Source organism: Paenibacillus sp. Soil766, from assembly GCF_001428105.1.
GTDB lineage: Bacteria > Bacillota > Bacilli > Paenibacillales > NBRC-103111 > Paenibacillus_E.
The window spans coordinates 96,135-122,834 of the sequence record NZ_LMSJ01000017.1 but is presented as its reverse complement, the minus strand read 5'-3'; the positions used below and the strand labels follow the sequence as shown (position 1 = coordinate 122,834).

The window sequence follows — 26,700 nt, the reverse complement described above, 5'->3', positions numbered from 1 at the left end:
CATTTCCAGTAGAATAACTTGATGTCTACAGTATAGCGAACAGTTGGAGGAACATCTGTGATTAGAATCACAGGGAATCGCAACAAAGTGTGTCTATGGGCAGAGGGAAGGATACACGGTATACTGGAACTAACATCCAAAAGAGGAGGCGGCCTATGCCCGATTGGTCGTATCATACGTTATTTAAACCGCTGCTTTTCCGCCTAAGCGGGCGAAGGGCGAGAGATCTTACGCTGCATGCGATAGGTGGGCTAAGTCGCATGCCCGGAGGGACCTTCGTGATCCGCACGATGGGCCACATGGAAATGTCGCCGCTGCTGGCGAGCGAGCTGGCAGGCGTGCCAGTTGCCTGCCCCGTCGGCCTCAGCGGCGGGCTTGACCCGCACGGCACGGCGCACAAAGCCCTCGCCCAGTTCGGGCTCGGGTTCATCGAGCTCGGACCCGTGACGGTCCGAGCTGTGCAGAGCCATGCATCGATTACTCGCATGGCAGAAGAGGAAGCCATCGTATACTCCGATGGCTATGAGAACGACGGCGCGGACGCATTCGCTGCGCGCCTGCGCAAGGGCACGGGGCATCGTCTGCCGCACTTCGTGCGGCTGCGGCCGATGCCGGGCAGTTCGCCGCGCGAAGCGCTTAGTGAGCAGCGGGAGCTGCTCACTAAGCTGGCGCCGTACGCGGCGGGGTTCACCCTCGATGGCCTCGCCGAAGGCTGGCCATCAGACATGGCTTTGGCGTACCTCGCGGAGGTACGCCAGCTGGCACAAGCGGCTGCCCCGGGCAAGCCGGTGCTTGTGTATGTGCCGCAGCAGCTCCCGGAGGGGGAGCTGCAGGCAGTCATGGACACCGCGAGAAGCTTCAGCGGTGTCGTCCTCGGCGACGCGCAGCGGGAGCCGGGCACTCGCCGCGAGTGCGTCGGCGGCGGCGCTTCCTTACTCAGCGCGCAGCTGAGCAAGGTTCGATTGCTGCGCGAGTCGCTGGGCGAGCGCAGCGCGATTGTGGCGGCTGGCGGCGTGCACCAGCCGGAAGACGCGCGCGCACTGCTGGCAGCAGGCGCGAATAGCGTCATGCTGCACAGCGGGCTCGTCTACGCGGGGCCAGGGCTGCCGAAGCGGATCAATGAAGCGATCCTGTATGATCGCATCACAGCTCCTGCGACGTCAGCTTCATACCCCTCGGGTTGGTCTTCTACACCGACTTCCTCATCGGTGCAAACTTCCCCATCCGTGCTGATATCTTCAGCCCCACGGCCTTCTCCTTCCTTCTGGGCGAATTGGGGGTGGATGAGCTTGCTAGGATTAGGGATGATGATTGGTGGTGTACTAGCATGGTTCATTGCAGCAACGACGGTACTGTTGCCGTATGACGAGGACTTTTTGGGCCAAACACGCAGTGACATTATCCGTTTTAATAGACATCTCCTACATTTCATGTCTCATGATCGCATTACCTTAGCGGGTACGATGATCTCCATTGGTATATTCTATTATCAGCTAGCTCATCACGGCTTACGTTACGGGCTGCATTGGGCGCGAACGGCAGTAATCTCCTCTTGCGTTGTTGGCTTTAGCAGCTTCTTTCTTTATCTGGGTTACGGTTATTTTGATCCGCTTCATGCAGCTGCAGCGGTAGTTCTGCTGCCTATGCTGCTGCTGACGCTGCGTGGGTTGAAGGATCATCCCTCTCGCAAGCCGCCAGGTCTACGAAATGATCGAGTTTGGCTCAGAGCGCAGTGGGGACAGTGCTGCTTCGTGATCCTTGGATTTGGACTGGGAATCGGGGGACTTACGATATCCTTCGTCGGCGTCACGGACGTATTCGTCCCAAGTGATTTGGCCTACTTGGGCCTAACCTCTTCACAGTTGTCTGATTGGAGTGACGGCATTATTCCGCTTATCGCACATGATCGTGCTGGCTTTGGCGGTGCGCTGTTTTCATTGGCGGTAGCGATAACCGCTTCGGCACTTTGGGGCGTTAATCAAGGCGAGGGCTGGTTATGGTGGACATTTCTCTGGGGTGGGCTGCCAGGATTCGCAGCAGGATTAATGGTTCATTTTCATATTGGTTATACCGATTTTGTGCATTTATTGCCTGTTTACATAGCAGTGCTGTTGTACGTAGGTGGGTTGTATTTCACCTATCCCTATCTTGTTGGTAGAGCGGACGGAAACAGCACAGACCTTGAGTGAACTCGATTTGAAAAATGGAGCATTTTTTGGAGGGGGGACTTATGTCAAAAGTCACTACGTTATTGATCTGTTTATTCCTAATATTTTCTGGCCATGTGTTTGCTGAGACTCCTACAAATCCGTCCGAGAAAGTTGAAGTCATCCTTAACCATGAACCCATAACAGAACCGAAACCTGTGTTAATTGAAGATAAAACATTCGTACCCATGCATTCTTTTTTCACAACATTAGGATTTGAAGTGAATTGGGATCCTAAGGAGCGGACGGCGAGAGTGATTGATCGCCATACTAGAACTTTTGGTTTATCTTTTTTAGTTGATGCCAGTCCGATCCCCGTGTTCTACATACCTGATAAGAAGGCAGATCCTCTTATTTCTATAGCGATATTGGATGACACTCCGATCATGATAAACGATGAAGTCTACATCCCACTTAGGTCTTTTAGTGAAATTTTCGCTGGAGAACTTCAATGGAATGAAGATGATCGAACAGTAAGTGTGCTAATAACCACAAGTGATTTCTCGAAAATATGGAAACAACTCGAATCCCATGGGACGACAGAGGGAAATAATTCAACTTCTACTCACATTACACAAAGTGCTATCCCTGGTATGCTGCCTTTGGACATCAAGAATAACTTGGAAACGTCGTTCCATTTCACTTTTACTCAAGCAAAGCTGTTAAATGGGGGAGAGAAGTATCCTTCGGAGTTTTTAATGAGTGGATCGGTATTACTAAATGACTCAGAGATCACATTGAAATGTGATCTTTATGGCAATCTACCCGATAAAGTGCGTCTCATCGCACTATCAGTAGCGGGGGATAGTAAAGAAGAAGTGACTAGGACAGCATTAGCTTACTTTGCTTCGGTTGCAACCACGCCATACGACGGTTCAGATACCCAGGTGGCTAAAGAGTGGATCGAAAACAATACAAATAACAAACGCGAAATCCGCCATACAACGATAAGTAATGTAAGTTTCGAAATATCCGGTGGACCCAATCTTCGAGTACTGCTAATTGGAGTTCCTTTGAAATAACTGGAATTCTTCAGAATTCTTCCATCCTATTTACATTGAGCCGTGGCGGCTTTTGAGTTATGATGGGAGACGATGTTTTTATTTGTATTTCCTACGAGATTATTACCTAAATTAAGATAAAGTGAGATGACGAATCATGACAAAACCTAAAGATTTAAACTATAGCATGCCAGCAGAATGGACAGAGCACGAGCGTACTTTCATTTCTTGGCCAGTTCAAGCGTCGATGGTGTACCCAGAGGATCACGCGGTTGTTTCTCAAGGCTATGCGGATTTGGCAAAGGCGATTGCCGAATTTGAACCTGTTACGGTGATCGTAAATCCTTCCGATGCAGCGCAAGTTAAGGCCATGTTCACGGAGTCCAACGTGGATTTCCTGGAGATTCAACATAATGACGCTTGGTTCCGCGACAACGGTCCAACCTTCGTGTTGAACGAGGGGCAAGAAATCGCAGCAGTTAACTGGAAATTCAACGCATGGGGCGGCAAGTACGCACCTTGGGATCTGGATGATAATGTAGCTCCACAAATTGCGGAGCACCATGGTGTGAAACGTTTTGACGCTCCGCTCGTCATGGAGGGCGGCTCCATCCACGTGGATGGGGAAGGTACTCTTTTGACAACTAAAGAATGTTTGCTAAACACGAACCGCAACCCGGATCTGAGCCGCGAGGAGATTGAAGCGCATGTCCGCAATTTCGCGAACGTGGAAAAAATCATTTGGCTGAACAAAGGGCTGGACGGCGACGAGACGGACGGTCACGTGGATAATATTGCTTGCTTCGCTGCTCCCGGCAAAATCATTTTGCAAGTTTGTGACGATCCTTCGGATGCGAACTATGCGATTACACAGGAGAATTTGGAAATTCTCCGCAGCGCGACAGATGCGAAAGGACGTTCATTTGAGATTATCCAAATCGAACAACCGCCGCTTACATTCTTTGAAGAGCAGCGCTTGACGCTTAGCTATTTGAACTTTTATTTTGTGAACGGCGGCATTATTTTGCCAGTGTTTGGCGGGACAGCGGAAGAGACAGATCGCAAGGCGATAGAGGTGCTTCAAGCAGCGTTCCCAGAACGTCGAATCCGTACAATTAACGGTATGTCCATTATCAAAGAAGGCGGCAATGTTCACTGCACGACGCAGCAAATGCCAGCTAGCAAGAAAGGGTGATTCCATTGAGAAAAGTGACTGTAGCAGCCACGCAAATGAGCTGTTCCGATAACATAGAAGAAAACATCGCCAAAGCAGAGAAATTGGTGCGTGAAGCCGCGGCGAAGGGTGCGCAAGTGATTTTGATTCAAGAGTTGTTTGAAACACCGTATTTCTGTCAAAAGGAAAAATCTGATTACTACCGCTTCGCAACAGAGCTAGAGACGAATAAAGCGATTAATCACTTTCGTGAAATCGCCAAGGAGCTTGCAGTTGTATTGCCAATCTCCTTCTATGAGAAAAAGAACTACGCGCGCTACAACTCGCTCGCTGTGATTGATGCCGATGGTTCGGTCCTCGGCACGTACCGCAAAAGCCATATCCCCGACGGTCCAGGGTATGAGGAGAAGTTCTATTTTAACCCTGGAGATACCGGCTTCAAGGTATGGAAAACGCGCTACGCCAAAATCGGCGTAGGCGTATGCTGGGATCAGTGGTATCCGGAAGCTGCTCGCGTGATGGCGCTGATGGGTGCGGAACTGTTGTTCTACCCAACGGCCATCGGCTCAGAGCCGCAGGATGGCTCTATCGATTCGAAGGATCACTGGCAAATGTGCATGCGCGGTCACGCGGCGTGCAACCTGATGCCGGTTATCGCATCGAATCGGATCGGCAAGGAAGAAGATGAGGAGTCCAGCATCAACTTCTACGGTTCGTCCTTTATTGCAGGCCCGCAGGGCAATATGGTTCAAGAAGCTGGACGCGACGAAGAAACGGTTCTCGTGGCCGAGTTTGACCTAGATCAGCTGGAAATTCAGCGCATCGAATGGGGTATTTTCCGTGATCGTCGTCCGGATCTCTACAAGAAAATCGCTACGTATGATGGTGAGCAGGTGTTCTAAACGTGTGGCTGATTCCCTTACTTAAGGGCCTGTTGTTAGGCTTCTCCATTGGGGCACCTGTTGGCCCTATCGGGATCTTGTGTATGCGCCGAACGTTGACGTTAGGTCGCTTACATGGCTTCTTGTCAGGGCTGGGCGCTGCAACTGCGGATGCGATCTATGGCTTTATCGCTGGTTTTGGCTTAACGCTGATTACCAGCTTTCTTTTGGCTCAAAAGGTGATCCTGCAGCTGGTCGGCGTGTTTGCAGGCTCGGCACTGTGGTGGTTGCTGCTCAGTTTGTTGGTTGGATTGTTCCGGGAGCGGCTCAAAAGAGCAGCGTTCCTGTGGGTTAATCGCATCTCTGGTGCGATGTTATCGGTGTTTGGTTTGTTTGCAATAACAGGGCTGCTCTTTCGGGGGTAGCTTTTTTGTGTGTTTGTTTTGAGCGGGGCCAGCGGCGGTGTAGTGGGGATGTGTTTTTTTGTCCAAATTGCAGAATGAGCCGCGATTAGATGATTATGATATATTTGAAGAATATGGTAAGTAAACCCATCCCGAACAAGGAGGAGCACGTATGAGTCTATTTACATTTCTTGCTGCAGATTATCCGCTGCCTGTCCTTGATCTAACAGGGCTCGTAACTATGAAAGTCAAAGATATCAAGAAGATGGATCCGCTCCCTAGTGGGCCCGTTCCTTGGGATGAGCTGGATGATGAGCTTGATGTGAGGTACACAGCCAACAAATCTGCGATGGATTATCTGCAAATTGCTGTATGCAAGTATCCACCAGACGGGCTAGACGCGTATATCAGGAAACCTTATATCTATTGGGTTGGCGGAAGTTTCAATCCGACATGCAGGGAGCAACTATTCACGTATCTCAAAGATCAGCTCCCCCATGCCAGCCCTGTAGAGCTTTGGTCTATCCTATTTGGCCAAGGCATACAAGTGATTGAAAGTGTAGAGGTAGAGCTTATGAATATAACAGCTGCGGATCTGGAATGGATCGAACAGGGACCCTGCAGGTGTATGGTGCTCATATAATAAGGAGGCTGATCACCCGTGCGAAGCGAACAAGAAATGATGGCATTCATACTAGATACAGCAAGACAGGACGAGCGCATCCGTGCGGTGATGATGAATGGATCGCGTACGAATGCGAATGTACCTCGGGATGAATTTCAGGATTATGATATCGTCTATTTCGTACAGGAAACCGGCTCTTTCCGGTCGGACCCTAGCTGGATTGATCGGTTTGGAGAGCGGCTCATTATGCAGATGCCAGATGATAACGAGTTTTATCCTATGGCGGAGCCTACGGAGCGCCTCGTGTATCTCATGCAATTCCAAGATGGGAACCGAATTGACCTTACATTAATCCCTGTGACGCAGCGTCAACTGCTGATGAAGCCTGACAGCTTAAGTGTATTGCTTTTGGACAAAGATGGTGTGATTGGTCCACTACCTGTCTCGAGCGACAGCGACTATCATATCCGTAGGCCTACAGAGAGGCAATTTCAAGGGGCGTGCAATGAGTTCTGGTGGATCTGCTTAAATATGGCGAAGGGGCTTTGGCGTGAAGAGTTGACCTATGTCATGTTTATGTACGAGCAAATCAACCGCAATGTCCTGATTCAGATGATTGAGTGGAAGATTGGGATGCGTACTGATTTTACGATGAGTGCTGGCAAATGCGGCAAGTACATCTCTCACCACCTGACTGCTGAGGAATGGCAAGCGTACACGATGACTTATCCGAATGGTGCTGATTACGATCATATTTGGGATTCGCTCTTTAAGATGTGTGACCTGTTCAGTGAAACGGCTCAACATGTAGCTGAGTATCTGAACTTCGAATACGTTCATGCAGAGGAACGGAATGTTCGTGCGTATTTGCATGAGGTGCGGAGACGGTCGAAGAAGTGATGTCACGATTTATTTAATGGAGAAAAAGGAAATATCTAGGTTTTGCCGAATTAAAATAGCAAATAAATTAGAGGAGGCCTCCCCCTACATGATTAACGACGCATTTACAGCTGCACGCACGGGCGACGTCAACCGAGTCAAGGATTTGCTGGACACGGATCTTTCACTTGCTAATGCGGAGAACAGTGATGGCCTTACCCTTCTGGGATTTGCAGCACATTTCGGACAGAGTGAAGTGGCTAGACTGCTTTTGGAGAATGGTGCTGATGTGAATGCCCTATCGCACTCTAAAGTTAGCTACATTCCTTCGAATACAGCACTGCATGCGGCTATTGCCGGCGAGCGGAGCTTAGAGGTTATACAATTATTGCTCGCTCACCGGGCGAAGCCGACAATTATGGATAGCAATGGGCATACGAGTCTGCATGTCGCGGCCTTCCATAAGGATAGTACTCAGATCATTGAACTTCTAATTCATCATGGTGCGGATGTGCATGCGAAGTCAGAGGACGGCATCTATGCAATTGATCTAGCCAAAGAGCAAGGTCATACTGCGGTGATTGGGTTGTTGAGAGAGCTCGGGGCTATTGGGTAATGGATAGTGGAGAGTGAAAGAGGACATTCAGCTAGTGGGCTAGCGGATTATAGAATGTCCTTTTTGGCTTGGAGTTTTTTATTGGCAGCAACTAAACGGTATAAACTAGCCCCAAGCAGGCCGATGAGAGGGATATATAGGATCAGCAATGGATAGAAGATTGCCTTGTCGATATTCATTACGATCATAGGGATTTGTGCAGCAGTAACCGCCGTAAATACGCCGATGAGTCGTTTATTCCGCTCGATCATGGAGTCAATGTCCGTGAAAATTTCAGGCTTTGTATGTTGATACGTTTGTCTCCAGATATACCAACCTGCGCCGCTATAAATTTTGTCCCAGCCTGTATCCTCGAAAATACCTGCATAATTAGCATCGACTTTCATTTGGTAATCTACACAATAGCTCATCTTGCGAGGAGCGCCTTTCTGAAAATGAAATCGCAGGCCATTCCAATTTACACGAAGTAAATGCCAGCCTTGCGCCTCCATCTCCTCCAACCATGCCGTAATCTTCTCCGATTGTGAACTATCCCACCATTTAAACACTTTTTTGATTTCATTCATAAAGATCCCTCTACTTTCTTCGCATTTTCGTATAACTCCGTAATTCTGGCGATCTCCAGCTTGAGCAGTTCTTTACCCGATGGGGTGATGCGATATAGCTTTCGGCGTTCTTCTTCGGCTACTGCTTGAATTAATCGATCCTTCTCCATCCGTGATAAGCTGCCATATATCGTCCCAGGACCGAGGTGAATGCGACCTTGCGTGAGCTCTTCAACGAACTGAATAATGCCATAACCATGGCGAACTTCCGTCAGGGAAAGCAAAATGTAATAAGCCGTTTCAGACATCGGCAAGTATTGACGGTAGAGCTTCTCGCTATCCATATATTCTCCTTTAATTATATCAGGCTATGTTGTATCATGTCTCGTTGTATCACGTCGTGATATATCATGAGATGAGTATATCACCGCGTGATATAGAGTGCAATAGGCATTTAGAAATTGACACTACCACTAGTGTCATCGTTTATGATGCATGTATTAATCGTATAAGGAGCTGATTGCATGCTAGTATTAACGTTTCACTACAAACAAGGTATCCCGTTCGATGAAGCTTATTATCTGAATACACATGTTGCTTTACTTTCCCAGAAGACGGTGCTTGAAATGGGGGCAGCCAAGTATGAGGTCAAAAAAGTCCTATCCTCAGCAGATGGAACGACTCCGAGGTATTCGTTTATATTCAGCTTGTATTTTGAAACGAAAGAAGCCTTGGAGGCGTTCATCAGCGATCCTAGAGTTCAGGAGTTGAAGGATGATGTCGCAAACTATTATAGCGGGGAGCAGGATATCTATATTGAGGAAGTTGTGGCTTGCAGCCGTGATTTACTAGCTAAGAGCTAGTGAAATAAAAAGCGTATCAAGCATTTTAGACTGCCGTGTGATCCGTAGACATCAGTGCAGTCTGCTTTTTGCGCAAATCTTTTAGCATAAGTCTGATATTCATAAGCCCAAACACCAAGAAGCAAACCCAAGGAAGGCCTTGCCATCCAAGGGAATTACCTAGATCATACAAAAAGCCGCCGCCTACGTTTCCGATGATGGCCCCGATGGAGAGAGCAAAGCTGTTAAAGCCAAAGTAGCTGGCAATTTGCCCATCTCCGGCATAGTCGGAAACCATGGTGTTCATCATGGGCTGTAGAAATACTTGTCCAATCATGAAAGCGATAACCCCTGCATAAATCCCCCACATAGCCCCAACCATTCCCATTGTAAATAAGCCGCCAGCGAGCAGCAGCGTACCTAGTGACATCACGCCAAAAGGTTGTAATCTATTGTTGCCTAATTTGGAAAGTGGAACCTGCAGCAGGACCATTACGATGGCCCCAGAGCTATAAATGAGTCCGATATTCGCATCTGAATCGAGTTGATGGACACGAAACGGAACGGCAATGTATAACTGAGTGACGAGGGACCACGAGATCATCGTGAAGAGCATGAAGCGTCGGAAAGGACGATTGCTCCACACGGTTTGCATCTGAGACCAGATGCCAGTATATGCTTTGCGAGATTGTTCACTTTGGATAGCCGGCAAAAAGAAGAGACTAAAGAAAAAGGAAAACGCGAAAATAAGAGTAGCGGCCAAGCTAACGTATTTGAAATGAAAGCCCATCAGCAAGGCACCAAGGACGGGACCGACGACGAATCCCATATTGCTTAACATTTCTCGAAGGGCATAGATGGTGATCCGATTGCTCGAAGTAGATAGCGCTGCATAATACGCATAACTAGCGGGATTGAAGAGAGATCCGCCTAAACCAGAGAAGAAACAAGCGATGATAAATCCTGGGACGCTGTCAACAAAGCCGAACATGCCAAACCCAAAGGTACGGATGAGCAAACCGATCAGAATTGTGCGCTTATAGCCAAGCTTGTCTGCCAGTGTCCCGCAAAGGACGGAAAGTCCTTGTTGGCTGAAGCTGCGAATAGCGGAAATGATACCAACCATGGTGACGGTCAGGAAGATGTCATTTAATAAATAAGAAGCTAGCAAGGGGATCATCATATAAAATCCGACAGCCATGCTGAACGTATTCATAAACATGACCCAGAAGGGCAGCCGAATGGAAGTAAGTTTACGTAGGGCAGAAATCACAGGATGGCCTCCTTTCATGCTGTAAGATGTCGATTTCAACACCATACAGGATAAGCATTGCGTTGTATAGGGCTTTCTTTGGATGGACTTGGGTAAAAGTTAGATGAGGCTCCTTGTACCTAAGATGAGGCTAACACCGTGACAGAAACTTCCAACGAATGGTAAAATGAGCGAGTGGTGTGTTCGGCTCACAGTGCCTGACTATCATCGAACGGAGGTAGAATGCACATGCTAAACCTAGTTCGGCGAATGCCCAGATCCGCTTTGATGGCAGGGATGCTCGTAGTCGTGATTATCCTAGCCTACTCCACGATTTATGTGATAGAAAAGCCTGGGGGTATAGCAGATTGGCGGATCTCCAAAGGGATGGGATTAACAGAGACCTTACGCGTTCCGCTTGGAGACACACCTGAGGAGGCCATACGACAATTTAGGGGTTCTTCCTTTGAGCAAATATTTAAGACCATTCTTCAAGAGCCTCTTCACGGAGGTATTCTACAATTCAGCAAACGGCTGCAAAATCATAGCGGGACAGATTTGAGAGTAGATATCGCAAAGAAATTATGGCTAGGGTGGAAGTGGACTTCTGGCGGTGGGTATTCTATTGGTGGGGATAAAATGGATGCTTCATCAGATTCTGCCCTGTCCTATATGATGATGCCAATGCGTTTGGAAAAGCCTAAGGGTGACTTCCTCATATTCGGAGAAATAGGAGATACGTCTATCACACATATCGTTGTTAAGGGTGATGAAAGAGGAACGAGGGAATATGAGGCGGAAATTGTAAAAACGGACGAAGGTTATGTCGTTTGGTATATGGTTTTGCCTGCTTCAGTCAGTGTGCCATTCGACTTGCAAGCGTACACCGATCAGAATGAATTACGTGCCATGCTGACAATAACAACGGAGCGGGAAAATGGTTCGATTGGGCGACAAAGCAACTGACAAAGCTGCGGATGGGAATTCACAACGACCCCGACCCCGAACCCGAGACTCCTGCGTTAGATAAGTGTAGAATAGTGGTATATACAGGGTAAATGCCAATGAATGGAGTGAACGCGAAATGAATCCTTCCAAATATGAAAAATACTTCTCTATTGATGGCTTCTGGTCCAAGTTGAAGAAAGGTGCTAAGCAAGCCGGCAGTAAAGTGATTTATAGTGGATTGCTGCTTTTTTACGCATTGGATAGCCCGAAAACACCGCTCCGCGCAAAGGTTCAAATCTATGGTGCGCTAGGGTATCTCATCTTGCCGTTAGATCTCATGCCAGATTTACTGCCGATTGTGGGATATGTGGATGATTTAAGTGCGCTGGGATTTGCTTTGGCAGCTGTGTCGAAGAGCATCGATGACGAGGTTAGGCGGAAAGCGAAGAGCAAGCTGAGGGATTTCCTAGGCGACGATGTTGTGAGCAGCAAGGATATTATCGATATTGACGGTCACGTGGTGGAGGAGCAGGGGAAGGCGAAGGACGATGACGTGCGTGTGGAGAAGTAGTTGCGGGTACCGCGGCATATGTAGAGCGCTGTTGTAGCAGGCCGTAGTGGTTCTAGCGATTTGTAGCTAGATGTAGCGATTTGTAAGGCTTTGCCCCTCGTTTAACTGGAAAATCTACAGCTATTTTCACGATCCAAGGGTGAAAATCACGATTAAATGGAAAATATGTAGTTATTTTCCGCATATCCGCCAGTTTCGCTGAAAACAAGCGGAATTAACTACATATTTTCCAGTTATTTGAATAAAGTCGAGGAATAGGGCGGATTTAACTGTACTTTTTCCATCTAATCGTCTAATCGACTATTCGTCTAATCGGGTAATCGTGGCCGAGGTAAAATGGTCAACAATAAAGCAAGGTATGTTCACGAACCAATTGAGTTAAACTTTTACCAACCAACCGAACGTGTCCGGCAGCTTACCGCTTTGAATACCTGTGATCGTTGTATACAGTCGCTCCACAAGCTCGCCGATCTCTCCATGGTTTACGACCATCGGTGTACCGTTCCACAGCAGGCTGCCAATTGGCGATACAACCGCAGCGGTGCCAGTGCCGAAAGCCTCTTCCAGCGTCCCATCCGCGTGAGCCCGAACGATATCATCGATTGAAATCTTCCGCTCAGATACGGGAATACCCCATTCTTTCAGCAGGTGGATGATGCTTCCACGCGTGATACCCTCCAGAATGCTGCCGCTAAGGCTAGGCGTGACGACTTCTCCGCCTATTTTGAAAAAAACATTCATACTGCCGACTTCTTCTAAATACTTCTTCTCGATCGCATCCAGCCAAAGCACCTGCGCACAGTTATGCTCCTTGGCTAGCGTTTGCGCCTTCAGACTGCCCGCGTAATTCCCGGCCGCTTTGGCAACACCCGTTCCACCTTGAACAGATCGCGCATAGTAACTCTCCACCAAGATGTTAACCGGCTGCAAGCCTTCTTCATAGTACGCATCCACCGGCGACATAATGATGAGGAAGGAATAATGCGTAGCTGGACGTACGCCTAAAGCGGCTTCTGTTGCAATGACGAAAGGACGGATGTACAAGGATGAGCCTTTCTTCTTCGGCACCCAAGCAGCATCAATACGAACCAGCTCCTGAATCGCGCTGACAACGAATGCCTCATCCATTTGAGGGATGCTGAGACGTTCACTGGAGCGGTTTAAGCGCTTCGCGTTTTGATCAGGTCGGAACAACATAATCTCATCGTTCTCGGTGCGAAACGCCTTCATACCTTCGAAAACCGCTTGCCCATAGTGAAAAACCATCGCTGCGGGATCATGGGAGATCGGGCCGTAGGGAATGATGCGCGGATCATGCCAGCCTTGCCCTTCTTCGTAATCCATCATAAACATATGAGATGTGAAATGCTTTCCAAACCCCAGATTCTGATCTAAATTGGGCATGGGCTTGTTGTTAATATTTTGTTCGATGCGAATGCTTCCGTACATACGTTGTGCCACCTTTCCCATTGAGGGTTCTCACAATCTTTTACTCTTAACTGTAGAATATTCGCTATCATTGATCAATTGCGATTTATCAATTACTATCATAGTTAATAACTATGATCGGGGGGCGTCAGGTGGATTATCGGTTATTGGTGTATTTTTTGGCGGTGTGTGAGGAACTGCACTTCACCAAAGCAGCAGAGAAGCTGGGCATTAGCCAGCCTACACTTAGTCAACAGATCAGATTGCTGGAGGATCGAGTGGGCTCTCCACTTTTTCAGCGCATGGGCAAAAAAGTGTATATAACCGAAGCTGGCGAGATTTTGCGCAAGCATAGCCGAAATATTTTTCATGAGCTGGAGCAAGCGCAGACGGCGATGAATGAGCTCCAAGGCATGCAGCGCGGACGATTGCGAATCGGCTGTTCGGGCAATCATTTGCTGACGGCGACGATCATGACATTTCATGCCAAATATCCCAAAATCGAGCTATCGGTGATGGAGCTGGCAACGGAAGAGACGAAAGAGAAACTGCTGAGCAACGAGTTGGATGTCGGCGTTGTTTTTTTGCCTGAGGAGGACGAGCAGCTGTGGTGTTTACCGTTGTATCAAGAGAAGCTACAGCTTGTTGTGTCAGCCAAACATGGATTTGCCCGAGATCAGATAAGGGTGATCAGGTTGGCGGAGTTGACCGAGATTCCGGTTGCGATGTTGCAGCAGAAGTTCTACGTTCGACAAATGATGGATGATTGCTGTGCGCAGAACGGACTCTCTTGGAAGCCAATTGTGGAGCTCTCCACGCTCGAATCCTTGCTGCAAATGGCGAAAAATCATGTGTGTGGGGCGATTCTGCCTCAATCCTATGTGGAGGGCATGGTTGATCAGATGCGTGAGCAGAAGCTGTGCGCAATCCCGATTATTGATCCCGTTCCACAGAAGGAAGTGGGTATCGTGTATCGGAAGGATATGTTTTTGTGTAAAACGATGGATACGTTCGTGAAGCAGGTTATTCAGGAATTTGCTTAGTGCACAGCAGGAATGAGAGCGAGGAATAGCGGGTATGAAGTATGTTTATGTATTCGCCTGCCATGAGGATGAGCAGGCGTTGTGTCAATTAGAGCTGCGCACATTGCTGGGCGCAGACGCAGTGATAGGTGCGCGCTACGCGGTCAGCGCGCGCAGAGTGGAGCCGAGCCGCAGCCCGTTTCTGAAGCTGCGGATGGATGTTGCCTATGAGGCCGAGAGCTTGGCGGAGCTGGCCTCTGAACTGGAGACGTTGACCGTACGCGGGTCAACGTTCAAAGTCGTGTTCGCGGAGACGGACACGGCGGTCACTTATGACCGCCAACGAAGCGTCGAGCGCGAACTAGGGCTGGGGCTGCGCGGCAAGGCCGAGATGCGCAGGCCGGAGCAATATTTCGCCGTGACGGAGCTGGGAGGCCGGTGGTTGTTCGGCGAGGGCAGCTACGGCGAAGCCGTGTGGCTTCAGCATCAGCAGAAGCCACAGAACTACTCCACCGCCCTCGGAACGCGCCTCGCGCGGGCGGTGGTGAACATCGCCGTGCCCGAGGTGGCGGGCACGCGGCTCATTGACCCGTGCTGCGGCATCGGCACGGTGCTGGTGGAGGCGATGTCGATGGGGATCGACATCGTGGGCTGCGACATCAACCCGCTGGCCGTGCGCGGCGCGCGGGTGAACCTGGACCACTTCGGCATGCCGGATGTGGTTCAGATCGCTGACATGCGGACGCTCGTTCCGCATGGGCAGAATCAGCCCAGCTATGATGCGCTGATTCTGGACATGCCCTACAATCTGTGCTCTGTTCTGCCCGAGGCAGAGAAGCTGGACATGCTGCAAACCGCCCGCCGATTAGCGCGGCGCGCGGTTATTATTACAACCGAGGAGATCGATCCGCTTTTGACCGAAGCTGGCTTCCATATCGACTCGCGCTGCACCGTGCACAAAGGTAATTTCAGCCGACAGATTATCGTCTGCGTCTAGATGTAATCAGTAATCAGTACATCATTTTCCCGAGCGGGCCGTCTTCAGCAATGATATCCTGGAGCGCATAAACCGAGATCGGGAAGTACAGAAATCCATACACATAAGCAGCCAGTTCGTAAAGTTGGAAATAGATCACAAGTGATTTATCGGCAATATAGAAATCTTGATCAGGGCGAATGCTCTTAAATTCCACTAATAAAGGAATCTCACGTTGCTTAATTTCGGCAGCAATCATTGCACTAAGTACGGCAACATAATCGCTTCCAGGTTTAAATAACTCGCTCAACTTATAGCTTTTTCCAGTTTCCGTGCTGAAGGTTAACGAATGTTGGATGGTCATCCCGTGGGCTCCGCCTGAGAAAGCATAATTGATCAAAGATAAACTAAGTACGCGTCGTTCGTTTGTTTTAATTTCGTAGTAGGCCGTCACATCGGTTGACGGGTTGTGCGGATACCCCTGGTCATGCAACTGTTTGTTCACGGCATCGACGATCGTTGTGTTGATGGTATGTTGCACCTTAGGCGGATTCAAATGAATCACAGCGGGATACAGCAGATTTAATTTGCTTTTCAGCACCTTATAGGTTTGTATACTGACAGGCTGGTGTTCCAATTCCAAGTCGTTCAAATTTCATCATCCCAACGTTTTTGCTACACTATATTCAAAAACTGGGCGTTTGGTTCAATGCAGGAGAGGAATTCATGCCATTGCAAAGACAAAGAGCTTTCCCTTCGTCGCGTTAGGCGAGAGGGAAAGCTCTTTATTTGGTGCAGAACTGAAGCGAATTATTCCTGTGAGGTGTTTTCCTCATCACTAGCATTGGTTGTTGCACTTTGCAGCAGAGAAGACAATTCCTCTACCTGTTGCTTCGATTGGCTGTCTTGGGCATTAGCCTCAGCAGCATTAATCGCGTGACTGACTACGTCGTCATTGCTGTTCGTCGTTGACATGGTAAGATCACCTCCTTCAAGTTTTCGCCAGAAAACTGGCATCGTAAGCATAAGCTTAGATTCAACCAACTAAGTATTCTTCGGATGGAGGAAAAATATGCAAACACCATACAAAATTTTAGGATGAACAGAAAGACGGGAAGAGCGACGATCATCAATTCCCCTTATTCATCTCAAGACTATAGGTATTTCCTATAAAGTGTGTATAATTTATGTATTTCACAAATAGAGTTAGGGAGCACATAATAGAAGAAAATGGGAAGTGAGTGAGTGCAAAATGGGGAAATCATTCGAGGCACTACTGCCGGAACACGAGGCGTTCATAGCCAAGCAACACATCTTTTTCGTGGGGTCAGCTCCGCTATCAGCGGAAGGGCATGTCAATATTTCGCCGAAGGGGCACGATGTGCTGAGGATTCTATCTGCCAATCAAGTGGCCTATCTGGATTTAACAGGGAGTGGCAATGAAACCAGCGCGCATCTAACAGAAAATGGCCGCATCACGATCATGTTCATGGCGGTCGGAGGACCTCCACAAATCGTAAGACTATATGGCAAAGGACGCGTGATTCTGCTTGGCTCGGAGGAGTGGGAGCAGTTGGCGCCGAAGTTCGAGTTACTGCCGGGGGCTCGGCAAATTATGGTCGTGGACATTCACGAAGTGAAGTCATCCTGCGGCTTCAGCGTTCCATTTTACACCTATGAGGGTGAGCGGAATACACTGCAAAATTGGGCAACGAAGCAAGGGGACGAAGGCTTGCACGCTTATTGGCAGAAGAAAAATATGACGAGCATGGACGGACTACCTACACCGATCGGGCAAAAGTTATCCACAGATAGTGTGTAATTACTTATGCATATATAACCAATTGTTTCGCCGTGGGATGCATAATTATATCCATTCTGGAGGAAACTACTGCCAAAAAGGAAGTCCCGCATATGGATTTAACGCAATGGATCCGAGAGAGGCTGCAAGATCGCCTAGATATGGTCTCGCAAAGGATTGAGCAGGATGACTTCATCTGCACAATTTACTATATGATGGATGCGATCGAATTGGAGATGCTGCAAACGCATGTACTGGGTAAGCTGCTGCAGCCATATTCGGGACGTAGTGACGAGCGTCTCCAAAGCATATTTCAGAGTTACACGTTTTTTCCGACTACTTATTCCGTTGCACATACGCCAGAGAAAGCGTTAGAAGGCTTGTTGGACGGGTATGTCTTACTATGCATTTCTGGTGAGACAGCGGGCGTCTTATTTCCATTTTCTCAAAAAGCGAAGCGAGCAATTAGTATTTCTGAGAATGAGAAGACGATTCGAGGTCCGAAGGAATCCTTCGTTGAAGATGTATGGACGAACTTGTCACTCATCCGTCAGCGAATCAAAAGCGAAAATCTTGTCGTTGAGCAATTTATTATCGGGAGTGAATCCCGTACAGTTGTCCTTCTGCTCTATATGAATGGACGATGTGATTCAGAACTGGCGCAGAAATTCTCATCCAAGCTTCGGGAGATTCGCACGGACCGTGTTCCAGGCAGCAGCTTTCTGGAAGAGCTGCTCGACGAACGTCTGATATCTCCATTTCCGAAAATGCTGAATACAGAGAGACCTGACGTTGTGGTTTCGTCTTTATTTGAAGGAAGATTGACGCTGCTGACAGATGGAACGGCAAGTAATTTGGTAGCCCCCGCGACCTTATTGTCGTTTATGCAGTCGGCAGAGGATTATTATCAGCGGTATTTCTATAGTAGTTGGATTCGAGTCCTTCGCTATGTATTTTTCTTTGTGAGTCTTATTCTCCCATCCGCATATGTGGCTATTACGACCTATCATCCAGAAATGCTCCCCTACAATATGCTAATTTCATTAGCCGCAAGCAGGGATATTGTACCGTTCCCAGCGATTTTGGAGGCCTTAATTATGGAGGTAACCTTTGAAGTAATGCGAGAAGCCGGGCAGCGCATCCCCACAACGATGGGACAGACGATCTCCATTGTCGGAGCCATCGTCATAGGGGAGGCAGCTGTTCAGGCTGGCATCGTGAGTGCGCCGATGGTCATTATTGTTGCCCTCACTGGAATTTCTTCCTTTGTTGTACCGCATTTTTCACTTACCTTAACGATTCGAATGCTAAGATTCGCACTATTAATCATCTCGGCTATATTTGGGCTTCTCGGATTATTGATTGGGGTCTTTTTTATTTATATTCATTTGTTATCCTTGGAGTCTTATGGCACACCCTATCTTTCTCCGTTCATTCCTTATAAGTCTGAGCAGATGAGGGATGCTGCTGGCCGATTTCCTTGGACGAATTGGATTAGCAAGAAACGACCTTGATCAATCAGGGAGGGCTACAATGTTGCGAAATATAAAGCGTTTCGTTGTTATGCTGGGGCTTATCACGGCAGTCCCCACAGGATTAACTGGATGCTGGTCCAAACAAGAGCTTAACGACCGTACCTTCGTATCGACCATGCTCGTTGATTTGAATGAAGATGGGCAGACGGAAGTTTCTACGCTGTTCATGTTGCCCAATCGCATATCGAATGGATTAAATTCGAATAGTGTTAATCAAAAACCGTTCGTATCGATTTCGGGCAAAGGCTCGGATGTCGCTGAGGCTCTCCAACATATTCAGGCGGAGTTGCCTAGATCGGTTACGTGGGGACAGATGCAAGTCATCGTGATTGGTGATCGTTTCGCACGTGCAGGGTTGACCCCCCTGTTTGATCATTTGGTTCGTGCAACGGACTTCAGGTTGCCGATCTACATGTTTTATTTCAATGGTCTCGCCAGGAATCTAGCGAAGTTAGAATCGGTGTTTGAACGTTTCCCAACTGAAATTTGGCGAGAATCAGCGCATACAAAGCGAGTTCCTCCAATCAGAATCCGAGAATTATTATATGCCCAATGGAATAACTTAGGGGACTCCTATATTCCTGAGTTAACGTTACGTGACCTTAAACTGCTGACAGAAGCCAAGAATGTGAAGTGGTCGGGGGTTGGAGGCGCAGCCATCATGAAAAATGGCGCTGTTACAGGTAGATTTACAAACGATGAAGCGATGGGCATTCTAATCATGAAGAACCGGATTCCTGAAATGATCATTACGGGGAAACTCCCAGATAAGAAGGGTATTTTCAGTGCCAGGCTCATTGATGTGAAGCATCGGACGCACGCGATTCGCAATGGGAGCAAGGTCACGATTCAGGTATCTATTCAGGCGAGGGCAGATCTCATTTCCATTGAATCCAATATGAACTTAAGCTCCACAGTAAATATTAAATTGGTGGAGGCCGCAGTGAATGATCGTGTTAAACAAATGGTTCAATCTGCTGCCGATAAAGCGCAAGAGCATCAGGCCGATGTATTTCAGTGGAGTGAGTTAGTGAAATATAAATACCCCAGGATATGGCAGGAATGGGCGGAAAGTCCTCGCGAGATGATGTTTACACATACAAATCCCGAATTTCATATTCAAGTGGCCTTGCGAAGCACGGGCATAAGCCGCTCAGCTAAACTTTGAATTTGAAAGGAGATTACAGTCCTTGTTGTATTTAACCATGGGTATTGCTTGTATCCTGTTCTATCAAATATCGTTGCTGCGCCGACAATCGGCAAGCCCGAAAGAAAGGAGGCTTGCGCTGTCGGTTACTGGTGTCGCGTTTGTTTTTGGCACCATCAGTATTTTCTGGCCGGAGTGGGTGAATCCCAGTCATGCGATTCGTTTGCTATTTGAGCCCATTCAAAGCTTCATAACTCAAGGATAAGCATGCAGGGAGGCGGCAAGGGTGAAGAAGGAAGGAACAGTGACAGGACTGCAGTTAGGAGCCGTGACCTTCGTGTTCATATTTTCTACCACGATAGCCTTTCTCATCAGTCCTCTTGCGGGTGCGGCTTCCTTTGATGGCGGATTATGCATAGTACTTGCCTCGATCTGTGGTACAGGGATTGCGACTCTCAGCCTTCGGTTTGCTCTGCGCCAACCCTCGAACTTTCTTGGTGAGTATGGTGGTACCCTCATAAACAAGTACCTTCATAAAGGAATTATGTTTGTGATGTCATTTTTTTTTCTGCACCTAGCCTCTTATATTTTGCGAGAATTTACCGACTTCTTCATACCGACTTATCTAAGGGAAACCCCGCCCGCCGCTGTTGCTGTGCTGGTTATGGCTACCGTTGCGTCTTTGACACAATCCGGTGTTTCAACTGTGTTCAGATTCGCACAGGGCTGCTTTTTATTTATAGGCGTGCTGTTCGTGTTCAAACCATTATTTTTTCTTACGGCTATGAATACACCCATGTGGCTTGAGTTTACGCGTATTCATGATTGGAAGGCACTATGGGCTCAAACGTATGCGATTATCCCATGGTATGGCGAATTAATTATGTTCTCGTATATCGTCCCGGAGCTAAGTCCGAAGCAAAAAACCCGCAAAATCATTTGGATAGCATCCATGGCGGGCACGTACATACTCCTTGTAGAATTTCTGTTGATCATGTTTTTCTTCGGGCCGAAGCTTGCGGCTACGTTAATATATCCGGCGTTAGAACTTACGGGATTCCTGCATTTAGGTGACTTTCTACGCAACACAGATGCGCTCATCGTCTCGGTCTGGTTCACGGGCTATTTCATTAAGCTAAGTATTATTTTTACAATAGGAACGCTGCTATTCTCGCAAGCCCTGTCGCTAAGCAATTACAAACCAATTACATTCTCGCTGGCGGCTATTGTTGTCATTCTTTCACTTATTATAGCTAAGAATCCCGTAGAGCTGGCGGAATATTTTAATAGCAGCTGGGCGACCTTTGCCCTATTCGTAGAGAGTCTTTTCTTCATCTATCCAATCGTCTCCTGGGTCAAAAGCCGAAGAACCCGCAGTAATTAACTGCTTTCTAAATCGGAATGCGGTCTATGGGTCCAATTCCTCTCATACATTTCTATGAAAGAAAGGCGTGCGGAGGAGGGGCGGACCTGCATGACACAAGAAGCGCGAATATCATTGCAAGAGGAGCATTTATTTTGGCTCGAAGTGTTGGAAGACCACGCGCATTTTCTAAGGGATTATTTATCTCCCGTGGAGACCCAGTGGTGGCAGGAAGCGGAGAAGTTCATCCCGCCATTTCGAGAGGCTATTCGACAGGCAAAAGGGCTATCACCAACAGATACAGCGGATTCTCCAAGCATGCAAGCCTTCGCAAGATATGTGTACCCCCTAGCGGATGCCTATTGCAGGTTAGAAGGGCACATGCAGCATTTACGGCTGTGGAATCGCGTCAATCTGAATCTAACTCCATCGTACTTTAATGGGACCATTAACGAAAATAAAGAGTACTTACGACAGCTCTCCTACTGGATGCAAGGGGTTCCCGCTGCGCCTCTAACACTGACGCAATTGTTGGATCTATGGCTGGAAGATCAATTGGGGCATGCCGTGCTCCTCAATGGACTGCTGGATCCTGTCGAGCGCATACTAGGCCTAGAGACAGATAAATTCGCATCGGTTTTCTCGTCCTATATGACGAAAAATCGTGCGATGCAAGGTTATTTACGTTTCACACAGCCAGGCTTCCCGGCGGAGATTCAATTTGCTAAGGAAGTATTAGGAACTGTGAAAGCCTTCTATGATTTCGTGCAGCGAATCGTCGTTCAGTACTGCAACGACCAACTGCTATCGAAAGCAACGCTGCGATTTCTGGAACATCATTTTCCAGAGTCGTGCTATTTCATGCGGAAACTGACTGCATTTATACCGAATGCGCCGCCTTTGGGGAATTGTCCGCTCACACGTCCATCGCTGCGGCAAGCTGATTAAGCAAAATACTTCCTTAATGCCGCCGGGGCTTCCCGGCTTTTGCGCGTTAGGCTGTCCATCGTCACGCTGGTTACAAGGGCATCAGCGCATAGGTCACCTTGCCCATTGCGGATCTCTTGGTGCAGCACATAGCTGGTATTACCCATCCTCTCGGGGCGACAGCTCACTGTCAGATGCTCCCCCTGCTTGCATTCTTTTCGGTAGTTAATGTTGATATTCACGGTCACCGTTTGAATACCCAGATCACCAAAAACTTCGTAAGATAGCGAGCAGGCTTCGTACCACTCTTCACGTCCCCATTCGAGGTATTCCAAATATTTGGCATTATTCACATGCCCATTCACATCGATTTCTGTGGAGCGGACGATGATGGCTAACTTCGTTTCCATATGTGTGATCTCCTTAGTTTTGAATGTTGCTCCATCCTCCTATTTCCACACATGTTGCATGCCATGCAACATTATCGTAGGAAAATCGATGAAAAACGGAGGAATGAGTACGTTGGTATTAACTATTATAGCTTTCCCGCTGGTGGGATAACCAGTAGCGACTCATAAGGCTCCAACATTTGGGGAAACTATGCGATGCGTGTTTATATGTATCCAAGTGTGGGTAGTAGTGGGTACGGTACTAAGTAACATTGAAGTAGATTGGCAGGACCAAGGAGGGAAATTATGACGCAAGACTATCGCATAGAACGTGATACCATGGGCGAAATCAGAGTGCCTGTGGATAAGTTGTGGGGGGCACAGACGCAGCGCAGCTTCGAGAATTTCAAAATCGGCACGGAGCGAATGCCGCCTCGCTTAATAAGCGCCTTCGCGCTGCTCAAAAAAGCAGCAGCCCACGTTAACCGCGATCTCGGCGGATTGCCGACAGATAAAGCAGAAGCGATCTCGCAAGCGGCGGATGAAATCGTACAAGGCCGTTGGGACGACGAGTTCCCGCTTGTCGTCTGGCAGACTGGCAGCGGAACCCAGTCGAACATGAACGTCAACGAGGTGATCGCCCACCGCGGCAGCGAACTGCTCGGGGATGGCGCTTCGCGCATCCATCCCAATGATGATGTGAATCGTTCGCAGAGCTCGAACGACACGTTCCCCACCGCGATGCACGTTGCCGGAGTCATCGCGGTAGAGCAAGAGCTGCTGCCTGCGCTGGAGGGGCTGCAGGCGACGCTGCACACCAAGATGTCGGCCTTCGCCGACATCGTTAAGATCGGCCGCACCCACCTGCAGGACGCCACCCCGCTGACGCTGGGTCAGGAGATCAGCGGGTGGTGGGCGATGCTGGACATGACGGCGCGCATGGTGCGCAGCGCCGTGGATACGATGCGCGAGCTCGCGATCGGCGGTACCGCCGTCGGCACGGGGCTGAACGCGCATCCAGAATTCGGCGCCCGTGTCGCCGAAGCCCTGACTCGCGAGACGGGCACGCGCTTCGTCTCGGCTGAGAACAAGTATCATGCGCTGACCAGCCATGATCAGATTGTTTACGCCCACGGCGCGCTCAAGGCGCTGGCGGCGAACTTAATGAAGATAGCCAACGATGTTCGCTGGCTATCGAGCGGCCCCCGCTGCGGAATCGGTGAAATCACGATTCCAGAGAACGAGCCCGGCAGCTCGATTATGCCAGGCAAGGTCAACCCTACGCAGAGCGAAGCGATGACGATGGTCGTGTGCCAGGTGATGGGCAACGATGCGGCCATCGGCTTCGCCGCCAGTCAGGGCAATTTCGAGCTGAACGTGTTCAAGCCCGTCATCATCCACGGCTTCTTGCAGTCTGTGCGACTGCTGGCGGATAGCATGCGCTCGTTTAACGAGCACTGCCTCGCAGGCATGGAACCGAATCGCTCGGTGATTCAGCGCAATCTCGAGCAGTCGCTTATGCTGGTCACGGCGCTGGGCCCGTATATCGGGTATGAGAAGGCGGCCAGCATTGCGAAGCAAGCGCACAAGGAGGGGCTGACGCTGAAGGAGTCAGCGGTGCGCAGCGGATACTTAACAGCGGAGCAATTCGATAGTTACGTGAAGCCGGAGGATATGGTACATCCGAAGGCCTAAGGCCAGAAGAAGAGGGTATCCCAAAGCCATGTATGTGGCGGGATACCCTCTTCTTGGTAGATGTAACTGTTTCAGCAACATGCGTCCATTTGGAGCCTTTTCGGTCCGAAAGATTGCACTTTTGCACGTATTTACCGTAGGTACGTCGTTTTCCTCGAATAGGTGATCTTTTGCATCTTTGCCTAGTTGTGCGTACGCGCAACAATTCTGCATCTTCCATGCGGGTCTGTTCCTCACCAATCCCTTACGGCATCGGATCCGGAACCATATCTTTCTCAATGAGCTCACTATTGGTTTTCATATGCTTCATTTCATTCCCGAGCTTCTTCATTTCATCCATATCTTGTGCCATAGAGCCGTTATTGGCTTCTGCAATGGATTTACCAGCCGATCCGTTACAGATCTGCTCCAGCTCAATTAATTTATCCAGCGCAGCCCGGCGAACCTGCAGAGGAACGAATTGATTCTCTGTGAAATCGGCCTCTTGGAAATGCACGGTTGTGTTCCCGAGCTCTGAGGTTACGGTGGTTAATGTCAACGGATAAGCTGCTGAAGTGGCATCGTTATAGATCTCAAAGCGGTAAACGGACTTTTCAATGTATTCCAAACGTTCTAGTCCTAGGTCAGTTAATTGTTGATGCAAGGTATGTTTGTCCATCGGAAATCGCTCCTTTAGCGGGGGTGACCCCGTTACTACTCGTGTTAATTATTTTGAAAGGTTGTTTTAGCTGCCTGGATGGAGTCTGTGACACGATGCTGACTTTCTTTAGCCGTATCTACAAGTTCCTCCGTTTTTTGGCTAACGGTGTCCGCAAGTGCTTTTGAGCTTTCGCTTACGGAGGAGGCGATCGCTTTCGTTTTATCCTGCCAAGTCCGGTAGGTGTTCCAGAGATCTTTGCGCAGCTTCGACCCCGCTTTAGGGGCAATTAACAATGAGGTTATCGCTCCGACAGCACCACCAATTACTAGTCCTAAGAATAATCCACCTTTGTTCGTCTCGACTGCTTCACTCATACGTCATCTCTCCTTCAGTTTGGGGTTTAGTTGTTACACGTCCATACTAAGATGTACCCGTGTAGAGGCATATTGAAACAGAGGAGGACAATAAATAATAAGCTGCAGAGTTTATTTATACCTTGAGCAATAGGAGTACTTGGTTAAATTCATGAAGTTTCTTCATTACCTGATTGAAATGTCTGCGATAGGGTTATAGGATATATGATAGATTATACATATGGGACTCTGTTCCTATTTACCCGAAAGGGGTTAGCGCGATGAGTATTGCTATTGTGGATGATAATAAGACGAATTTATTAATTATTGAAAAAATTCTGGAGAAAGCGGGCTACACCGATTTAATAGCGCTATCTTCGGCTAAAGAGCTCTATCACTTGCTTGGTATGGATACACCGGATCATGTGGAGGTAACGGTTGATTTGATCCTGATGGATATGATGATGCCAGAAATCGATGGGGTAGAAGCATGTCGTACGGTACAAGCTGATGAGCGGCTTAGGGATATTCCGATCATTTTCGTAACGGCGATGGGGGATTCCAATAAGTTGGCGGAGGCACTGGATGCAGGAGCGCTGGATTATGTGATGAAACCGATTAACAAGGTGGAGCTTCTGGCGCGGATTCGTTCAACACTTCGCTTGAAATATGAGAAGGATTGGCATAAAGAGCGCGATAAGAGGATTAAGTATGAGCTTAATTTAGCTAAACAAGTCCAACTTAGTGTACTTAGCCATCCGCTGAAGAATGAACACATCGAGATTTCAGCTGTGTACCGGCCTTCGTCAGAACTGGCTGGTGACTTTTATGCGTGGTATCCGATTGGACCGCATCGGTATGGTATAATTTTGCTCGACATGATGGGGCATGGTATTTCTTCATCCTTAGTATGTATGTACATCTACTCGGCTTTGAAGGATACCATTACGGGGATCGGCGATCCAGAGCTGGTGATGCAGGAGCTTAATCGGCGAATGAATCAGCTCCATGTTACGGATAGTCTTATTAATTATTACTTTACCGCGATTTATCTAGTTCTTGATACCGAGCAGCGCACCATTGAATATGTGAATGCAGGCCATCCAGCTGGCGTTGCTGTGCTCGATGGCGATGTGCAGCTGCTCGCCGAAGGGTGCTGTGCAATTGGCTTTTTTGAAGGGATTGAGATTACCAAAGGGTACGCGACTTACGAGAAACAAGCTCAGATTGTCTTATATACGGATGGGTTGACGGAATGGATCGCAGATGAGGAGAAGGATGGTTTGGCTCAAATCAAGGGCAGCCTCAAGAACATGAACGGGCACGATCCGGAGGGACTAGTCGACAACCTTACGCCTACAACGATGAATAGCTCTTCGCAGGATGACATGTGCTTAGTGATGATCTCTGCCTCCTAGCTTGAGTAAGTCAATGAAACTTGAATTCGTGCAATGGTCTTGGTACGATTTAGACAATAAT

General features: G+C 48.4%; 30 protein-coding genes. 21 read left to right on the top strand and 9 right to left on the bottom strand.

Annotated features, from left to right (window positions below; translation table 11 throughout):
- Positions 1-95 precede the first annotated feature (95 nt).
- The 8 genes from ASG89_RS14500 (at position 96) to ASG89_RS14465 (ending at position 7,787) form a co-directional block, all read left to right on the top strand.
- Positions 96-2,189 (top strand): hypothetical protein, encoded by a 2,094-nt coding sequence (locus tag ASG89_RS14500; RefSeq protein ID WP_235549761.1) that lies wholly within the window; start codon positions 96-98, stop codon positions 2,187-2,189.
- 41 nt (positions 2,190-2,230) lie between these two features.
- A complete protein-coding gene (locus tag ASG89_RS14495; RefSeq protein ID WP_057311423.1) occupies positions 2,231-3,229 on the top strand; it encodes a copper amine oxidase N-terminal domain-containing protein in 999 nt (332 codons plus the stop codon).
- Positions 3,230-3,365: 136 nt separating this feature from the next.
- Positions 3,366-4,403: an agmatine deiminase family protein gene (locus tag ASG89_RS14490; RefSeq protein ID WP_057311422.1), complete on the top strand. Its 1,038-nt coding sequence runs from the start codon at positions 3,366-3,368 to the stop codon at positions 4,401-4,403.
- A 5-nt stretch (positions 4,404-4,408) separates the two neighbouring features.
- Positions 4,409-5,284 carry an N-carbamoylputrescine amidase gene (aguB, locus tag ASG89_RS14485; RefSeq protein ID WP_057311421.1) on the top strand — a complete coding sequence of 292 codons (876 nt, stop codon included), beginning with the start codon at positions 4,409-4,411 and terminating at the stop codon, positions 5,282-5,284.
- Positions 5,285-5,286: 2 nt separating this feature from the next.
- Complete coding sequence (locus tag ASG89_RS14480; RefSeq protein WP_057311420.1) at positions 5,287-5,688, top strand: hypothetical protein; 402 nt, start codon at positions 5,287-5,289, stop codon at positions 5,686-5,688.
- 151 nt (positions 5,689-5,839) lie between these two features.
- Positions 5,840-6,310 carry a hypothetical protein gene (locus tag ASG89_RS14475; RefSeq protein ID WP_057311419.1) on the top strand — a complete coding sequence of 157 codons (471 nt, stop codon included), beginning with the start codon at positions 5,840-5,842 and terminating at the stop codon, positions 6,308-6,310.
- A gap of 18 nt (positions 6,311-6,328) precedes the next feature.
- Positions 6,329-7,192, top strand: coding sequence for an aminoglycoside 6-adenylyltransferase (locus ASG89_RS14470; RefSeq protein WP_057311418.1), 864 nt, complete (start codon positions 6,329-6,331; stop codon positions 7,190-7,192).
- A gap of 88 nt (positions 7,193-7,280) precedes the next feature.
- Positions 7,281-7,787 carry an ankyrin repeat domain-containing protein gene (locus ASG89_RS14465; protein WP_057311417.1) on the top strand — a complete coding sequence of 169 codons (507 nt, stop codon included), beginning with the start codon at positions 7,281-7,283 and terminating at the stop codon, positions 7,785-7,787.
- Positions 7,788-7,834: 47 nt separating this feature from the next.
- Here the strand turns inward: ASG89_RS14465 and ASG89_RS14460 are convergent, their stop codons facing one another.
- Entirely contained in the window at positions 7,835-8,353 is a 519-nt protein-coding gene (locus ASG89_RS14460; protein WP_057311416.1) for a DUF2812 domain-containing protein, read from the bottom strand.
- The gene (locus tag ASG89_RS14455; protein ID WP_057311415.1) at positions 8,350-8,676 is read right to left on the bottom strand and encodes a PadR family transcriptional regulator; all 327 of its coding nucleotides are present in this window, start codon (positions 8,674-8,676) and stop codon (positions 8,350-8,352) included. Before ASG89_RS14455 ends, ASG89_RS14460 begins: the two co-directional genes overlap by 4 nt.
- Before the next feature lie 180 nt (positions 8,677-8,856).
- On the opposite strand from ASG89_RS14455, the gene ASG89_RS14450 reads away from it, so the two are divergent.
- Positions 8,857-9,195, top strand: coding sequence for an EthD family reductase (locus ASG89_RS14450; RefSeq protein ID WP_057311414.1), 339 nt, complete (start codon positions 8,857-8,859; stop codon positions 9,193-9,195).
- A gap of 25 nt (positions 9,196-9,220) precedes the next feature.
- Here ASG89_RS14450 and ASG89_RS14445 read toward each other — a convergent pair whose 3' ends face one another.
- Positions 9,221-10,447 carry an MFS transporter gene (locus ASG89_RS14445; RefSeq protein ID WP_057311413.1) on the bottom strand — a complete coding sequence of 409 codons (1,227 nt, stop codon included), beginning with the start codon at positions 10,445-10,447 and terminating at the stop codon, positions 9,221-9,223.
- 228 nt (positions 10,448-10,675) lie between these two features.
- Here ASG89_RS14445 and ASG89_RS14440 point away from each other — a divergent pair, with 228 nt between their 5' ends.
- Positions 10,676-11,392, top strand: coding sequence for a hypothetical protein (locus tag ASG89_RS14440; protein ID WP_057311412.1), 717 nt, complete (start codon positions 10,676-10,678; stop codon positions 11,390-11,392).
- Between the two features lie 118 nt (positions 11,393-11,510).
- Entirely contained in the window at positions 11,511-11,945 is a 435-nt protein-coding gene (locus ASG89_RS14435) for a YkvA family protein (protein ID WP_057311411.1), read from the top strand.
- A gap of 378 nt (positions 11,946-12,323) precedes the next feature.
- Here the strand turns inward: ASG89_RS14435 and ASG89_RS14430 are convergent, their stop codons facing one another.
- A complete protein-coding gene (locus tag ASG89_RS14430) occupies positions 12,324-13,394 on the bottom strand; it encodes a branched-chain amino acid aminotransferase (protein ID WP_057311410.1) in 1,071 nt (356 codons plus the stop codon).
- Between the two features lie 131 nt (positions 13,395-13,525).
- Here ASG89_RS14430 and ASG89_RS14425 point away from each other — a divergent pair, with 131 nt between their 5' ends.
- Entirely contained in the window at positions 13,526-14,416 is an 891-nt protein-coding gene (locus ASG89_RS14425) for a LysR family transcriptional regulator (protein WP_057311409.1), read from the top strand.
- Between the two features lie 34 nt (positions 14,417-14,450).
- Positions 14,451-15,392, top strand: a complete 942-nt coding sequence (locus ASG89_RS14420) for a TRM11 family SAM-dependent methyltransferase (RefSeq protein WP_057311408.1) — start codon at positions 14,451-14,453, stop codon at positions 15,390-15,392.
- 13 nt (positions 15,393-15,405) lie between these two features.
- Here ASG89_RS14420 and ASG89_RS14415 read toward each other — a convergent pair whose 3' ends face one another.
- Together ASG89_RS14415 and ASG89_RS36410 are read right to left on the bottom strand one after the other, a co-directional pair.
- A complete protein-coding gene (locus ASG89_RS14415; RefSeq protein WP_321166506.1) occupies positions 15,406-16,014 on the bottom strand; it encodes a DUF3298 and DUF4163 domain-containing protein in 609 nt (202 codons plus the stop codon).
- Between the two features lie 167 nt (positions 16,015-16,181).
- The gene (locus tag ASG89_RS36410) at positions 16,182-16,346 is read right to left on the bottom strand and encodes a hypothetical protein (protein WP_157276663.1); all 165 of its coding nucleotides are present in this window, start codon (positions 16,344-16,346) and stop codon (positions 16,182-16,184) included.
- Between the two features lie 277 nt (positions 16,347-16,623).
- Between ASG89_RS36410 and ASG89_RS14410 the strand changes: the two genes are divergently transcribed.
- From ASG89_RS14410 to ASG89_RS14385, 6 genes are all read left to right on the top strand, one after another.
- Positions 16,624-17,193: a pyridoxamine 5'-phosphate oxidase family protein gene (locus tag ASG89_RS14410; protein ID WP_057311407.1), complete on the top strand. Its 570-nt coding sequence runs from the start codon at positions 16,624-16,626 to the stop codon at positions 17,191-17,193.
- Between the two features lie 92 nt (positions 17,194-17,285).
- Positions 17,286-18,686, top strand: coding sequence for a spore germination protein (locus tag ASG89_RS14405; RefSeq protein ID WP_057311406.1), 1,401 nt, complete (start codon positions 17,286-17,288; stop codon positions 18,684-18,686).
- Between the two features lie 19 nt (positions 18,687-18,705).
- Entirely contained in the window at positions 18,706-19,875 is a 1,170-nt protein-coding gene (locus tag ASG89_RS14400) for a Ger(x)C family spore germination protein (protein ID WP_057311405.1), read from the top strand.
- A gap of 22 nt (positions 19,876-19,897) precedes the next feature.
- On the top strand, positions 19,898-20,119 hold the full coding sequence (locus ASG89_RS14395; RefSeq protein WP_057311404.1) for a hypothetical protein: 222 nt from the start codon (positions 19,898-19,900) through the stop codon (positions 20,117-20,119).
- A gap of 21 nt (positions 20,120-20,140) precedes the next feature.
- Positions 20,141-21,238: a GerAB/ArcD/ProY family transporter gene (locus tag ASG89_RS14390; protein ID WP_057311403.1), complete on the top strand. Its 1,098-nt coding sequence runs from the start codon at positions 20,141-20,143 to the stop codon at positions 21,236-21,238.
- Between the two features lie 90 nt (positions 21,239-21,328).
- Positions 21,329-22,165: a DUF2935 domain-containing protein gene (locus ASG89_RS14385; RefSeq protein WP_057311402.1), complete on the top strand. Its 837-nt coding sequence runs from the start codon at positions 21,329-21,331 to the stop codon at positions 22,163-22,165.
- Here ASG89_RS14385 and ASG89_RS14380 read toward each other — a convergent pair.
- Positions 22,162-22,554, bottom strand: a complete 393-nt coding sequence (locus ASG89_RS14380; protein WP_057311401.1) for an acyl-CoA thioesterase — start codon at positions 22,552-22,554, stop codon at positions 22,162-22,164. The two genes, ASG89_RS14385 and ASG89_RS14380, sit on opposite strands and share 4 nt — an antisense overlap.
- Positions 22,555-22,839: 285 nt before the next feature.
- On the opposite strand from ASG89_RS14380, the gene fumC reads away from it, so the two are divergent.
- Positions 22,840-24,228, top strand: a complete 1,389-nt coding sequence (gene fumC, locus ASG89_RS14375) for a class II fumarate hydratase (RefSeq protein WP_057311400.1) — start codon at positions 22,840-22,842, stop codon at positions 24,226-24,228.
- Between the two features lie 244 nt (positions 24,229-24,472).
- Here fumC and ASG89_RS14370 read toward each other — a convergent pair whose 3' ends face one another.
- Both ASG89_RS14370 and ASG89_RS14365 read right to left on the bottom strand, forming a co-directional pair.
- Positions 24,473-24,886, bottom strand: coding sequence for a hypothetical protein (locus ASG89_RS14370; RefSeq protein ID WP_057311399.1), 414 nt, complete (start codon positions 24,884-24,886; stop codon positions 24,473-24,475).
- Between the two features lie 44 nt (positions 24,887-24,930).
- On the bottom strand, positions 24,931-25,242 hold the full coding sequence (locus ASG89_RS14365) for a YtxH domain-containing protein (protein WP_057311398.1): 312 nt from the start codon (positions 25,240-25,242) through the stop codon (positions 24,931-24,933).
- A gap of 260 nt (positions 25,243-25,502) precedes the next feature.
- Here ASG89_RS14365 and ASG89_RS14360 point away from each other — a divergent pair, with 260 nt between their 5' ends.
- Complete coding sequence (locus tag ASG89_RS14360; RefSeq protein ID WP_057311397.1) at positions 25,503-26,639, top strand: PP2C family protein-serine/threonine phosphatase; 1,137 nt, start codon at positions 25,503-25,505, stop codon at positions 26,637-26,639.
- The last annotated feature ends 61 nt before the right edge of the window (positions 26,640-26,700 follow it).

Excerpts from the sequence above, each read along its gene's own strand:
- ASG89_RS14400 (WP_057311405.1), top strand. The coding sequence starts at position 18,706 with ATGTTGCGAAATATAAAGCGTTTCGTTGTTATGCTGGGGCTTATCACG.
- ASG89_RS14410 (WP_057311407.1), top strand. The coding sequence starts at position 16,624 with ATGGGGAAATCATTCGAGGCACTACTGCCGGAACACGAGGCGTTCATA.
- ASG89_RS14435 (WP_057311411.1), top strand. The coding sequence starts at position 11,511 with ATGAATCCTTCCAAATATGAAAAATACTTCTCTATTGATGGCTTCTGG.
- ASG89_RS14360 (WP_057311397.1), top strand. The coding sequence starts at position 25,503 with ATGAGTATTGCTATTGTGGATGATAATAAGACGAATTTATTAATTATT.
- ASG89_RS36410 (WP_157276663.1), bottom strand. The coding sequence starts at position 16,346 with ATGTCAACGACGAACAGCAATGACGACGTAGTCAGTCACGCGATTAAT.
- ASG89_RS14465 (WP_057311417.1), top strand. The coding sequence starts at position 7,281 with ATGATTAACGACGCATTTACAGCTGCACGCACGGGCGACGTCAACCGA.
- ASG89_RS14365 (WP_057311398.1), bottom strand. The coding sequence starts at position 25,242 with ATGAGTGAAGCAGTCGAGACGAACAAAGGTGGATTATTCTTAGGACTA.
- ASG89_RS14475 (WP_057311419.1), top strand. The coding sequence starts at position 5,840 with ATGAGTCTATTTACATTTCTTGCTGCAGATTATCCGCTGCCTGTCCTT.
- ASG89_RS14385 (WP_057311402.1), top strand. The coding sequence starts at position 21,329 with ATGACACAAGAAGCGCGAATATCATTGCAAGAGGAGCATTTATTTTGG.
- ASG89_RS14495 (WP_057311423.1), top strand. The coding sequence starts at position 2,231 with ATGTCAAAAGTCACTACGTTATTGATCTGTTTATTCCTAATATTTTCT.
- fumC (WP_057311400.1), top strand. The coding sequence starts at position 22,840 with ATGACGCAAGACTATCGCATAGAACGTGATACCATGGGCGAAATCAGA.
- ASG89_RS14370 (WP_057311399.1), bottom strand. The coding sequence starts at position 24,886 with ATGGACAAACATACCTTGCATCAACAATTAACTGACCTAGGACTAGAA.
- ASG89_RS14450 (WP_057311414.1), top strand. The coding sequence starts at position 8,857 with ATGCTAGTATTAACGTTTCACTACAAACAAGGTATCCCGTTCGATGAA.
- ASG89_RS14490 (WP_057311422.1), top strand. The coding sequence starts at position 3,366 with ATGACAAAACCTAAAGATTTAAACTATAGCATGCCAGCAGAATGGACA.
- ASG89_RS14420 (WP_057311408.1), top strand. The coding sequence starts at position 14,451 with ATGAAGTATGTTTATGTATTCGCCTGCCATGAGGATGAGCAGGCGTTG.
- ASG89_RS14455 (WP_057311415.1), bottom strand. The coding sequence starts at position 8,676 with ATGGATAGCGAGAAGCTCTACCGTCAATACTTGCCGATGTCTGAAACG.
- ASG89_RS14430 (WP_057311410.1), bottom strand. The coding sequence starts at position 13,394 with ATGTACGGAAGCATTCGCATCGAACAAAATATTAACAACAAGCCCATG.
- ASG89_RS14460 (WP_057311416.1), bottom strand. The coding sequence starts at position 8,353 with ATGAATGAAATCAAAAAAGTGTTTAAATGGTGGGATAGTTCACAATCG.
- ASG89_RS14500 (WP_235549761.1), top strand. The coding sequence starts at position 96 with ATGGGCAGAGGGAAGGATACACGGTATACTGGAACTAACATCCAAAAG.
- ASG89_RS14440 (WP_057311412.1), top strand. The coding sequence starts at position 10,676 with ATGCTAAACCTAGTTCGGCGAATGCCCAGATCCGCTTTGATGGCAGGG.
- ASG89_RS14405 (WP_057311406.1), top strand. The coding sequence starts at position 17,286 with ATGGATTTAACGCAATGGATCCGAGAGAGGCTGCAAGATCGCCTAGAT.
- ASG89_RS14380 (WP_057311401.1), bottom strand. The coding sequence starts at position 22,554 with ATGGAAACGAAGTTAGCCATCATCGTCCGCTCCACAGAAATCGATGTG.